The following is a 12,608-nucleotide window of genomic DNA, read 5'->3' on the forward strand; positions in this document are numbered from 1 at the left end:
CTTTACCCTCTTTTCTGTTGTCTGATTCTTAATTGGAGGCTGGCCAATTTTCTTCCGAACGGGATAATATACCACTCTTTCTCCGTGATAATCCGGCTCTTTGCAATTAACAATAGAAAGACGGCAGCCCCGAGTGGCACGGCAGTCAATGAAATCAGCAAAGCGGAAACTCGGCTGGTGACGCCATCAAACAGCACGATATCTGAAAAAAGAGCCCAGCCGACAACGACAATGCCCATTGCAGCAGTGGAAACGGCGATCCAGCCATAGTAACGGATCGGAGCAAAACGGATCGGCCATACATTTTTAAAGTACTGAAGCAGTCCGATGACAATAAAGGCCAATCCCAAGTTTCCTGCCACTGCTGCTCCCGTCACATCCCAAATCGGTACCAGCAACCAGTTTCCAAGTATTTTGATGAGCAAACCACCGGTTAAAAGCAACGCTGGCACTTTGACTTTCCCTAAACCATGCAGCATCGCAGTCATAATCAAAAGCAGCGACATCCAGACAATCTGCCAACTGAAAACAATCAGCGTCAACGATTCATCCCGCGTCTGAAACAGCATTTCGTTCACATAGGGCATAACGAATGTCAGACCGGCAGCCGCTGCAAAAGCAAACAGAAACGAAATCCGGAAAGCGAGTCCGGCATACATTTGTGCTGAACGGCCGCTTTCTTTTTTCGACATATGGGCAACAAGTGGAACAATCGTCAAAGCGAGCGATGTGGCAATCAGGATGCCGAATTGGACAAGCGGCTGGCCACGGTCATAAACGCCTTTTTGCTCCATCGCCAAAGTCCGGTCTATTCCGCTTTCCGTCAATAGCCGGAAAATGGTAAAGGAATCAGCCAGCTGAAAAAACAGCAAGATCAAGGAACTCATGCTGATGCTGAGTGAAATGGCCGTCATGTTTTTAATGACCGGCCACGCTCTTAGCTTAGAAGGCGAATTGAATTTGAATAGGCGTCTGCGGAAAAAGGCAATTAGCAGAATAACCCCCGCTATTTCACCGGCAACAGCGCCAAACATTGCCATCTGTCCTGCTGCATACAGGGAAAAACCGCTTGAGATCACAATCCAAGTACCGAGCAAAATGACCGTTACCCGGATTCCCTGCTCGGTTATTTGGGAATAAGCGACCGGCGCCATTTCGTTATTCGATTGGAAAAACCCTTTTAACACCGCAAGCGGCGGCATCAAGAGCACTGCAAAAGCTCCGACTTGCAATAATCTGCTCAACTGGCCGTCTCCCATCCATCCGGCTAGCAAATCCGCGCCCAAAAATAGAACCAGGAAGAACAATGTGGAAACCACGGCAATAAAACCAAAAGCAATCCGCAAAATGGAGCCGTGGTCCTTTTCCTCAGAATCGGCCATCAGTTTAGAAACCGCAACGGCAAAGCCATACGATGTCCACGTACTGAAAATGCCGATAAACGGATAAACTTGCTGATAAATATAGAATCCCTGGTCCCCCACCAAATTTTGATAAGGCACCCGATAGACGGCACTGAGCAATTTAACAATCAAGCCCGCCATTGTTAAAAGGACTGCGCCTTTCATGAATGTCTTCATCGTTCCTTCATTGTTCAACGGGCTTCACTCATTCCCTCTTCAAAATTAACTGACCGTTTTTTCTTCGCGGAGTGATTCCGGAATCAGTTTCATCATGCCTTCCAGCACATCAAACGGATGCTGCTTGCCGGATTTGTTTTCGTCAATGGTCATGACCAATTGCTGGCCCGACATGCTGAATCCGACTGCACGCCCGTAAGCTGCTGATTCTTCCACCAGCTTGCCGCCGTTAACGGCAGCTGTGCCGTCTTCTGACAAACGGATCGAAATCAGCTTGCCGTTTTGTTTGATCGTTTCGACGCCGGTCTGGCGCGCCCAGATTTTCATGCGGGCAATGCGCAGCAGGCGGTCTGTTTCAATCGGCATATCGCCAAAGCGGTCGATCAGTTCGTCTTGCAGTTCGGCAACTTCCTCAACTTCTTCAATGCCTTTGACGCGTTTGTACATCTGGATTTTCTGGTAACCGTCGCCAATATAACTGTCCGGGATATAGGCATCGATATCAAGCGAAATCTCCACTTCCGGAATTTCTTCTTTCTTGATGCCCGTGCGGCGTTCTTCAATGGCCTGTTCAAGCATTTGAGAATACAAATCAAAACCGACCGAATCGATAAAGCCATGCTGCTGCGAACCGAGCAGATTGCCCGCCCCACGGATTGATAAATCACGCATAGCGATTTTAAAGCCCGAACCAAGTTCAGTAAATTCCTTGATGGCCATCAAACGTTTCTCTGCCACATCTGTCAGCACCTTATCCCGCTGATACATGAAATAAGCATATGCCACACGGCTTGAGCGGCCGACGCGGCCACGCAATTGATAAAGCTGTGACAAGCCCATCCGGTCTGCGTTGTGAATGATAAGCGTATTAACATTCGGAATATCAATACCGGTTTCAATGATGGTAGTCGTTACTAAGACGTCGTAATCGCCGTCTAGGAAACCAAGTATCACCGATTCCAGTTCCGATTCCGACATCTGGCCATGTGCATAGCCGACCCGGGCTTCCGGCACTAATGCCTGGATTTCTTCCACTTTGCGGGTCATATCATCCACTCGGTTGTACAAGAAAAATACTTGGCCGCCGCGTGCCATCTCCCGCTCAATGGCCTCACGGACAAGTGCTCCGTTGTATTCCATGACATAGCTTTGAACCGGGAAGCGGTTTGCCGGCGGCGTTTCGATAACGGACAAATCGCGGACTCCGATCATCGACATATGGAGCGTCCGCGGAATTGGTGTAGCCGTCAGCGTCAGCACATCGACGTTCGTTTTCATTTGTTTGATCTTCTCTTTATGGGTAACGCCAAAACGCTGTTCTTCATCTATGATCAGCAAGCCTAAATCTTTATAGGCCATGTCTTTTGATAAAATCCGGTGTGTCCCGATCACCACATCAACCGAACCGTTCTTCAAGCCTTTGACGGTTTCAGTCTGTTGCTTTTTTGAACGGAAACGGCTCATGAGGCCTACTTCTATCGGGTAATCCTTGAAGCGTTCACTCATTGTTTCATAATGCTGTTGGGCAAGGATGGTGGTCGGCACCAAAAATGCCACTTGTTTTCCGTCGAGCACCGCCTTAAAGGCAGCACGGATTGCCACTTCGGTCTTGCCGTAACCTACATCTCCGCAAATCAGGCGATCCATTGGCCGTTCTTTTTCCATATCCCGCTTGACTTCATTGATCGAGCGCAGCTGATCGACCGTTTCTTCATAGGGGAATTCAGCTTCAAACTGCCGCTGCATATCCTGTTCTTCAGAAAACGCATAACCTTTTAATGCTTCGCGTTCAGCGTACAATTTAATAAGATCATCTGCTATATCCTGAACGGCGGCTGACACTTTCTTGCGTGTCTTTTTCCATTCTGCCCCGCCCATTTTATGCAATTTCGGCTCTTTTTCTTCGGAAGCTACATATTTCTGGATCAGGTCAATCTGGTCGACTGGTACAAATAATTTATCATCCGCCTTATAGACAATATGCAAATAATCTTTATGGACTCCACCAATTTCCAGTGTCTCGATTCCGATATACCGTCCAATCCCGTGATGGATATGGACCACATAATCGCCCGGTTTGATTTCCGAGTAACTTTTAATGCGTTCTGCATTCGTCAATTTTTGCGGACGGGTCTTTTTCTTCGCTTGTTTTTTAAATAATTCCCCATCGGTAATGATGGCCAACCGCTGCAGCGGCATTTCAAAACCGGCGGACAAATCACCGTCGATCAAATACATTTTGCCGCCTTGGAGCTGAGTGGATGAATTGACGATTTCCGCTTCCATCTCATAGTCTTCCAGCACGGATCGAACTTTTCGTAAGCGCTCGTCACCTTCCGCTACGATAAATACCTGGAATTTCGCTTGTTCCCAGCGTTCCACTTCCGCTTTCAATAAATTCATCTGGCCATGGAAAGATTGCATGGGCCTGCAAGAAAAAGTGATTGAATTCTTGATTTGGACCGTTGGAAAGGTCCGGACAAACAGCGACAAAAATGCCATCTTTTGCTTGATTTTAGTAAGCACTTCACGAAAGGCATACGACAACCGGACTCCTTGAAGAAACTTTCCTTCTTCCAGAAGCGAGATGATAAAGTCGCCTTCTTCGCGTTCCAATGTTTCAGTCATTTCCTGAATCCGGCCAAGTTCATCGAACAACACGATGCCGTCGGCCGGAAAGTAATCGCCTAAAAAAGCGGATTGGGATTCGACTAATGCTGCATACTTAGCCACTTGATCCGGCATATTGCCTTGCCGCAGCATATCAATGTCGTGCTGAATATGCAGCAGCAAAGCTTCTTTTGTATCTTCCGCTTTGATTTTCTTCAAAGAAGCCGCTAGCTGCTCTTCCAACCGATCAGCTAAATCCAGCTTTTGCCCTCTGGACAGCACTAATTCACTTGCCGGCAAAATGCATAACGACTTCAGTTTTTCGAGAGAGCGCTGGTCTTCTGCCGAAAACAGACGGATTGAATCAACTTCGGTATCAAACAGCTCAATACGGGCTGGATGCTCGAAGTTCAAAGGGTAAATATCAAGAATACCACCACGTAAGGCAAACTCGCCCGGCGTTGTTACCATCGATGTGCGGGAATAACCCATCGCCACAAGTTTTGACAGCCATTGATCCGTATCGATTTCTTCGCCTTCTGCCACCTGCAAAGTAGAAAGCTCCCATTGTTCATGAGAAGGCATCAATTTGCGCATGCCTGCGACTGGAGTGATGTAAATTCCTGTTCCGACGCTGTGCATATGATTAAGTGTATCGATGCGGTGAGCTCGTAGTTCAGGTCCTGAAAACGAAACATCTGCCGCTATCAGCTCATCCGCCGGATAAAGATGAACGAGCTCTTCCCCCATTAATTTAACCAAATCATCGTAGACACGCTGCGCATTCAATAGATTGGGCGTTACAACCAATAAAGGTGATTGCAAATCGGACCAGACCGTTTGATAAAAAACCGGCCGGGCACTGCCCGTAAGTCCGGAAATCAAATGATGATCACGGCCTTTTTTCAAATCCGCTATGAATTTCTGTATATGGGAATCCTCTGAAAACGCCTGCAAAATCTGTTTCATCAAGATTCCTCCTTTCAAATTGAATAAGGTAATGCTATATATCATCCGGGAAACAGAAAAAAGCCCTGAACGCCATCAGCGCCAAAGCGAATTTATGATCCATTAAAATTATTCATTACTTCCAAATACGGTTTTGACAGCCATAACTCACATGCTTCAGCACTTTGTTTGACTGCTTCTGCAACTTCCGGAATTTCACTTTCCGAAAAGCGTGACAAGACATAATCCGGTACTTTCATGCCTGCTGGAGGACGGCTGATGCCGATGCGGATCCGGTTAAATTGCTGAGTCCCCAAATGCTGGATCAATGACTTGATGCCATTATGGCCGCCCGCACTGCCTTTTTGGCGGAGCCGCAACTGGCCAGTCGGCAAATCCAAGTCATCGTAGATGACGACAATGTCATGGATATCTATATCGTAATAGTCCATCAGCGCCCCGACACTTTCTCCGGATAAATTCATATAAGTGAGCGGTTTTAACAGCATCACTTTTCCTTCAGGCCGGTGAATGATGGAATACATGCCTTTAAACTTGTTCTGCGTCAAAGGTGCATTCCATTTGGAAGCCAGGTAATCAATCACTTTAAACCCGATATTATGCCGTGTCTGCTCATATGTTTTGCCAGGATTCCCCAAGCCGATAATCAGTTTCATAAGAATCTTCCTTTACTTTTTCACTGCTTATTATTTTACCATATCGGTACATGAAAACAGAAAAATAGGGACTGTCCTGAGACAGCCCCTTTATTTTGCTAACTTAATCCTTATTCTGGTCATTCGCTGGCTCGCCGCCGATTACTTCGGGTTGAGCGCCTTCACCGGTTGGGGCTTCAAGCTCATCCAATTCATCTTGTGTACGAGGAGCGGTTACGGATACAAGGATAAAATCGTCTTCATCTAAAATTTCATAAGAAACAGTTCCGCGAATGTCTCCGACTGTCAAGTGGTCACCGATGGCCAGGTTGGATACATCCACTTCAAGCGCATCTGGAATATCGGCAGGTTTAACTCTAATCGAAACTTCACGATTCGGCTGGTTAACCACTCCGCCTTCTTTTTCACCAGGTGATTCACCGATTAAATGCACAGCAGCGGACACTTCAAGCTCATCTGACATATTAACTGCCAAGAAGTCTACATGCTTAAAACTTCCTTTTAACGCATCCCGTTGGAAATCACTTAATACGACATTCAGTGTTTTCCCTTCTACTTCCAGGTTAATAACCCCGTTGCGTCCAGATTCACGCAATGTTTTAATCAAATCGATTTCCGAAACTGATACAGGAATGGTTTCTGTCTGGTAGCCGTAAACGACTCCAGGCACGATTCCCTGCCTGCGTAATTCCGTTAATGTAGAGTGAGGTGTAGCACTGTCTCTTTTTTGCACTGATATTTTCGACGTCATATATTCTCATCCTCCAGTTTTAGTTGTCCATAGAGGATATTTACCCTACTCCAGAAAAACCAAACATAAAGGACTTATGAGTATTTATTCAGATCAATCAAACAACGTGCTGACTGATTTTTGTTCGTGAACACGGACAATTGTTTCTGCCATCAATTTGGCAACAGAAAGCTGTTTGATCTTCGGAGTTTTCTTTTCTTCAGGCAAAGCGATTGAATTTGTCACAATCAATTCTTTAATGACAGACTCGTTGATCCGTCCGACTGCAGGGCCTGAAAGAACTGGATGTGTACAGCAAGCGTACACTTCTTTTGCGCCGCTCTTGACCAATGCGCTGGCAGCAATTGTAATGGTTCCGGCAGTATCGATAATGTCATCAATAATGATAGCCGTTTTCCCTTCTACATTCCCGACAATATTCATGACTTCTGCTACGTTCGGGCGCGGACGGCGTTTATCGATAATAGCAATCGGGGCTTTCAAGCGGTCTGCCATTTTACGCGCCCGTGTTACACCACCGTGATCCGGCGAAACGATAATGACGTTATCCAAATCGATGCCGCTGTCATTCAAGAAATAATCCGACAAAAGAGGCACTGCCAGCAAGTGGTCGATCAAGATATCAAAAAAGCCTTGAATTTGAGGCGCATGCAGGTCAAGTGCGATGACGCGTGTGGCTCCTGCTGTTTCCAGAAGGTTTGCTACCAATTTAGCTGTGATCGGTTCACGTGAACGCGCTTTGCGGTCTTGGCGAGCATAGCCATAATAAGGCATTACAACATTCACAGTACGGGCAGAGGCACGTTTTACTGCATCAATCATGATCAGCAGTTCCATTAAATTCTCATTGACCGGCTCGGAGGTTGATTGCACGATGAAAACGTCACAGCCACGGATACTTTCTTCAATATTAATCTGGATTTCACCATCACTGAAGTGGGTAACTGAACTTTTTCCAAGCGGCAAACCGACGTGCTTGGCAATTTCCTCCGCTAATTCCGGATTTGAATTTAATGCGAAAATTTTCATCTTAGTGGTTGCTGCATCAATTTGATAACTCATTTCGTGTGTAGCCTCCTATTATTTTCTTGAATTTAATTTTTTTACATAGCCTTCTTTGTTTTCTTGACGTGCGCGTGCAATCGCTAAAGCATCGCTCGGCACATTTTTAGAAATAGTTGATCCTGCGGCTACGTAAGAGCCTTTACCGATAGTAACAGGGGCAATCAGGTTTGAATTACACCCGATGAACGAGTCATCTTCAATCGTTGTGAGAAACTTGTTCTTGCCATCGTAATTGACAGTTATGGTGCCACAGCCAATATTGACGTTTGTGCCAACATTCGCATCTCCGATATAGCTTAAATGCGAAACCTTGCTGCCATTCCCAAGCTCGGATTTTTTCACTTCGACAAAGTTGCCGATTTTCACTTCGTCTCCTAATTGCGACTCCGGCCGGAGATGCGCAAAAGGTCCAACTGCTGTGTCGTTGCCCACCGTACTGTCGTAGACATGCGATGAACGGATAACCGTCCGGTCGCCGATTATACTGTTTTCAATATGGCTATTTGAAGAAATAAGGCAGTCAGCCCCGATTTTAGTGTTTCCTTCAATAATTACATTCGGCTGAAGAACTGTATCCGCACCAATTTCCGCTTCGGCGCTGATATAAGCTGTAGCTGGATCGATAATAGTAACGCCGGCACGCATATGTTTTTCTGCGATGCGGGCACGCATGATGCGCTCCGCCTCACTCAAAGCTACACGGTCATTAACACCAAGCGTTTCATCAAAACTGTCCGTAGCATAAGCAGCCACAACTTCTCCCTGCTTTTGCAGAATTTCAATGACATCCGGCAAATAATACTCGCCTTGGGCATTGTTGTTTGAAACCAGTTTTAACGCTTCGAACAACGCCTGATTATCAAAGCAGTAAGTGCCTGTGTTGATTTCTTTCACTTTTTGCTCTTCAACGGAAGCATCTTTCTGCTCGACGATTTTTGAGACGCTTCCAGCCTCATCGCGCAGAATTCGTCCATATCCGGCAGGGTTATCCGCAATAGCTGTCAAAATAGTCGCTTTTGCGTTTGTTTCTGCATGGTGGCTAAGCAATGCCTCCATCGTTTCCGGGCGGATCAGAGGGGTATCCCCGCAAACCACTAATGTCGTTCCAGGCAACCCTTCGATCAATGAAGCGGCTTGCTGAACCGCATGCGCTGTCCCTAATTGCTCTTCCTGAAGTGCATACTCGCTTTTTGATCCGAGCTGTTCTTGGACTTTTTCAGCGCCATGGCCGACAATTGTCACAATTTTTTCAACGCCCAGCTGTGACACGTTGTTTGTAACGTGTTCAACCATTGGCATGCCGCAAACAGGGTGAAGCACTTTATAAAGTTTTGACTTCATTCGCGTTCCTTGTCCAGCGGCTAATACTACTGCATATGTATTCGTCATGTAATCAGGTCCTCCAATCAAGTCATCTGTTATCTATTTCATTATGGCAATGGATATTTTAGCTTTTCCTTATTGACTATATCCGAAAAACCTTGATTATTCAAGGTTTCAGAGCATGACAATACCATGACATTATCAACAGGCAACAAAAAAAAGAGCCCTATCTGTAATAGAAGGCTCGTGAGGTGGCGCGTTTAAACTCCAGCTTCTTCAAAGACCGGGTCATTTTCGCTTTGGTGATATGCAGTTAAAATAGCTTCTTGAAGCTTATTACGGGTATTCGAGTTGATTGGATGGGCAATGTCCCTAAATTCTCCATCAGGGGTACGCTTGCTTGGCATAGCGACGAATAATCCTTCATTGCCATCAATCACCCGGATATCATGCACAACAAACTCGTTGTCCAGTGTGATGGAAGCGATTGCCCGCATCCGGCCATCTGTTTGTACACGCCGAAGCCTTACGTCGGTTACTTCCATTGTGTCACCACCTTTCCTCTTAGATGCTTTTTATGTTGCTAATATATGTAATTCGCCGCCAGGGACTAATCTCCTTCATAAATTACATAATTTATTAGAAAATTTACTTAATGATTTTTATATAAAAAGAATTAAAGGAATCGACTTTTAATACCGCTTTGGGCATGGCTCCCTCTTAGCCTCTGGATGCGCCGGCGCTGGAGAAGCTTTCTATAAGAGAGCTGTTTACCTATCCAATTCTCTGTCTACTACTTTACATAGATTTGGAGCCAAACAGCGGAGACTCCCGCGGGGCAGCGTAGCGACGAAGTGCCGAAATCCACTCGGGACAAGCCCGCAGGAAAGCGGAGCTGTTTTGCGGAATTTCAACAGTTGAAAATCAGTTGTCTTACTTGGATTGCAATAAAAAAACCACCCCGTAGGATGGTTTGGTTTACGCTGTGATTTTTGCAATTACTTCGATTTCCACTTTTGCGTCTTTCGGCAAACGGGCTACTTCTACGGTCGAACGTGCCGGCTTATGATCGCCGAAATAAGATGCATACACTTCATTAAGTGCTGCAAAATCGTTCATGTCCTTGATGAACACAGTTGTTTTAATGACATTATCTAAAGATGAACCTGCTTCTGCCAGAATGGCCTTAAGATTAGCGAATACCTGATGGGCCTGATCAACGATTGAGCCTTCAACCATTTCTCCTGACGGCGTCAATGGAATCTGCCCTGAACTATAAAATAGGTCTCCAGAGATAACACCTTGTGAATAAGGCCCGATGGCCGCTGCTGCTTTGTCTGTCGCTACAAATTTCATTTTAAAACCCTCCATTAGTAAAGTAGTTTCCTTCTTCCAACGCAATCGTCCGTTCTTTTTCACTGACTTCATGCAATTTAACGAGTGACAAGTATTTTTCAACAAGGCGCTCGTCGGAATGCTCCGCTTCTACCAATACGGCTACTCCTGCCAGTGTGCATTCGAATTCTTCGAGTAAATTTTTCATGCCATTCATCGTTCCGCCGACTTTCATAAAGTCATCGGTGATCAAGACACGCTGACCGCTCTTCATGCTGCGCTTAGACAGCACCATCGTTTGAATGCGCCGGGAAGAACCTGAAACGTAATTAATGCTGACAGTCGAGCCTTCCGTCACCTTGCTGTCTCTTCGGACAATAACGACCGGGACATTCAGATGGCGGGCAATGGCATGGGCGATCGGAATCCCTTTAGTGGCGACCGTCATAATCACATCAATTTTTTCATCAGCAAAAGCGGTAGCAAAAACCTTGCCGATCCGGTTCATAATGCTTGGATTGCCAAGGACGTCTGTCATGTACAAGTATCCGCCAGGCAAAAGCCGATCCGATTGGCTTAACACTTCTATCAGTTCAGCCATAATCCCTTTAATTTCTTCTTTGTGAAGTTTCGGTACATACTTCACGCCGCCGGCCGCACCCGGTACGGTCATTAATAACCCAATCCCTTTTTCTTCAAACGTCTCTTTAACGATTCCCAAATCTTCACTGATTGAAGACTTGGCCGACTCATAGAGATCCGAAAAATATGTAAGGGGAATTAATTTATGTGGATGGTCCAAAAGATAATGCGTCATATCAACTAACCGTTCACTGCGCTTCCACTTCATCTTACCCTCTCCTAAACACGAATGATTTATAGAAAATTTACCATAAATGTACGTATTTAAGCAAGTGGCTCTCGTTCCCCGATCAAACGCACTGCATAAACTTCTGTGCAGAACCCTCTTAACCCATTGTAGATGCGTGGAATCCGAGCTTCCTGCTGGACCAGCCCAAAGACCGTCGGGCCACTTCCGCTCATCAACACCGCATCAGCTCCAAATTTCTTCATCTGATCTTTGATCTGAGCCACTTCCGGATAGAGATTTAATGTAACACTTTCTAATGCATTGCCTAAATTAGCGCACATGGCATTGTAATCACCTGTAGCGAGCGCTTCAATCATTTCTGCTGTATTAGGATGCTGTGCATTTTTCACGTCAAACGCACCGTAAACTTCCGCTGTGGACACCCCAATGGTCGGCTTGGCTAAAATCACCCAGCAATTAGGCGGAACGGGCAACTCTTGTATAATTTCCCCGCGTCCTTTTGCCAGTGCAGTGCCGCCGTAGACACAAAAAGATACGTCCGAACCGATTTTCGCACCTAGTTCGGCCAGTTCATCGAGTGACAAATTTAATTGCCATAATTGGTTCAATCCTTTTAAAGTGGCAGCAGCATCGCTGCTCCCTCCTGCCAGTCCAGCTGCAACCGGAATCTGTTTGTCCAATGAAATAATGACTCCTGATTTAATGCCGTATGTTTCTTTCATCAACTGAGCTGCCTGGTAAGCTAAGTTGCGGGAATCATTTGGAACAAAGCGATCAGCAGATTCAATGTAAATTCCGCTTTCGGTTGCTTTCAACCCGATTCGATCAGCCAAATCGACTGTCGTCATGATCATTTCAATCTCATGATAGTTATCCGGGCGCTTATGTAAAACATCTAACGTTAAATTGATTTTGGCAGGCGCCTTTACGTAGAGCATCCCACTGCCTCCTTTTTATATTCTGATGAAGACTATTTTAACACACGCAGGGCGCTTCGGGGAAAATGGCGAAAATAAACAAAAAAACTCACAGTCCGTTAAGCCAACGGGCTGTGAGTTTCAAAAACAATATAAATGCCGTTCATTATTTAACAACAAGTGCTTCTTCTGTTCCTTCATGTACAATAATTTCTACTGCTTCTGTTAGAATGTCTGCGTAGCTGTAAGACACGCGTTCAAATGAATGCTCATCTTGATCAAGTTCAATTACGAACACCGAGTGATACGTTTCTCGCAAGATTCCGGCGCGTTCGACCGTTTTCTTACGTCCTCCATTTGCCTTTAAAATCAATCGTTTTCCTAAATGCAGGTCTAACGACTTTTTAATATCCGCCAAAGTTTTGGGCATCTTGTCTACACCTCACTATAGACAAAGTCTACCAGAATTTGACCCTCCGGTCAAGTAAATTTCTAATTTTATCAGCGTTGTACCGCTACTGTCAATATTTTTTTATTCGAAATATCAGTCACACTCAAAAAACAGACCGA

General features: G+C 45.6%; 11 protein-coding genes. All 11 read right to left on the reverse strand.

Annotation, left to right across the window (positions count from 1 at the left end; genetic code table 11):
- Nucleotides 1-2: 2 nt before the first annotated feature.
- Nucleotides 3-1,598 carry a putative polysaccharide biosynthesis protein gene (locus AC3AQ9_RS19550; RefSeq protein WP_488309149.1) on the reverse strand — a complete coding sequence of 532 codons (1,596 nt, stop codon included), beginning with the start codon at nucleotides 1,596-1,598 and terminating at the stop codon, nucleotides 3-5.
- Nucleotides 1,599-1,625: 27 nt separating this feature from the next.
- On the reverse strand, nucleotides 1,626-5,159 hold the full coding sequence (mfd, locus tag AC3AQ9_RS19555) for a transcription-repair coupling factor (protein ID WP_488309150.1): 3,534 nt from the start codon (nucleotides 5,157-5,159) through the stop codon (nucleotides 1,626-1,628).
- 92 nt (nucleotides 5,160-5,251) lie between these two features.
- The gene (gene pth / locus AC3AQ9_RS19560; RefSeq protein ID WP_300990899.1) at nucleotides 5,252-5,815 is read right to left on the reverse strand and encodes an aminoacyl-tRNA hydrolase; all 564 of its coding nucleotides are present in this window, start codon (nucleotides 5,813-5,815) and stop codon (nucleotides 5,252-5,254) included.
- A 103-nt stretch (nucleotides 5,816-5,918) separates the two neighbouring features.
- Nucleotides 5,919-6,566: a 50S ribosomal protein L25/general stress protein Ctc gene (locus AC3AQ9_RS19565; RefSeq protein WP_488309151.1), complete on the reverse strand. Its 648-nt coding sequence runs from the start codon at nucleotides 6,564-6,566 to the stop codon at nucleotides 5,919-5,921.
- A 93-nt stretch (nucleotides 6,567-6,659) separates the two neighbouring features.
- Complete coding sequence (locus tag AC3AQ9_RS19570; RefSeq protein WP_488309170.1) at nucleotides 6,660-7,595, reverse strand: ribose-phosphate diphosphokinase; 936 nt, start codon at nucleotides 7,593-7,595, stop codon at nucleotides 6,660-6,662.
- A 51-nt stretch (nucleotides 7,596-7,646) separates the two neighbouring features.
- Nucleotides 7,647-9,020 carry a bifunctional UDP-N-acetylglucosamine diphosphorylase/glucosamine-1-phosphate N-acetyltransferase GlmU gene (glmU, locus tag AC3AQ9_RS19575; protein ID WP_488309152.1) on the reverse strand — a complete coding sequence of 458 codons (1,374 nt, stop codon included), beginning with the start codon at nucleotides 9,018-9,020 and terminating at the stop codon, nucleotides 7,647-7,649.
- Between the two features lie 194 nt (nucleotides 9,021-9,214).
- On the reverse strand, nucleotides 9,215-9,499 hold the full coding sequence (spoVG, locus tag AC3AQ9_RS19580; RefSeq protein WP_488309153.1) for a septation regulator SpoVG: 285 nt from the start codon (nucleotides 9,497-9,499) through the stop codon (nucleotides 9,215-9,217).
- Nucleotides 9,500-9,932: 433 nt separating this feature from the next.
- Nucleotides 9,933-10,310 carry a RidA family protein gene (locus AC3AQ9_RS19585; protein WP_488309154.1) on the reverse strand — a complete coding sequence of 126 codons (378 nt, stop codon included), beginning with the start codon at nucleotides 10,308-10,310 and terminating at the stop codon, nucleotides 9,933-9,935.
- A 1-nt stretch (nucleotide 10,311) separates the two neighbouring features.
- Complete coding sequence (gene purR, locus AC3AQ9_RS19590) at nucleotides 10,312-11,139, reverse strand: pur operon repressor (RefSeq protein ID WP_488309155.1); 828 nt, start codon at nucleotides 11,137-11,139, stop codon at nucleotides 10,312-10,314.
- Between the two features lie 56 nt (nucleotides 11,140-11,195).
- Nucleotides 11,196-12,059 carry a 4-(cytidine 5'-diphospho)-2-C-methyl-D-erythritol kinase gene (gene ispE / locus AC3AQ9_RS19595; protein WP_488309156.1) on the reverse strand — a complete coding sequence of 288 codons (864 nt, stop codon included), beginning with the start codon at nucleotides 12,057-12,059 and terminating at the stop codon, nucleotides 11,196-11,198.
- 145 nt (nucleotides 12,060-12,204) lie between these two features.
- Nucleotides 12,205-12,468, reverse strand: coding sequence for a biofilm formation stimulator Veg (veg, locus tag AC3AQ9_RS19600; protein ID WP_488309157.1), 264 nt, complete (start codon nucleotides 12,466-12,468; stop codon nucleotides 12,205-12,207).
- Nucleotides 12,469-12,608 lie beyond the last annotated feature (140 nt).

This window comes from Planococcus sp. VCh962 (assembly GCF_057748275.1).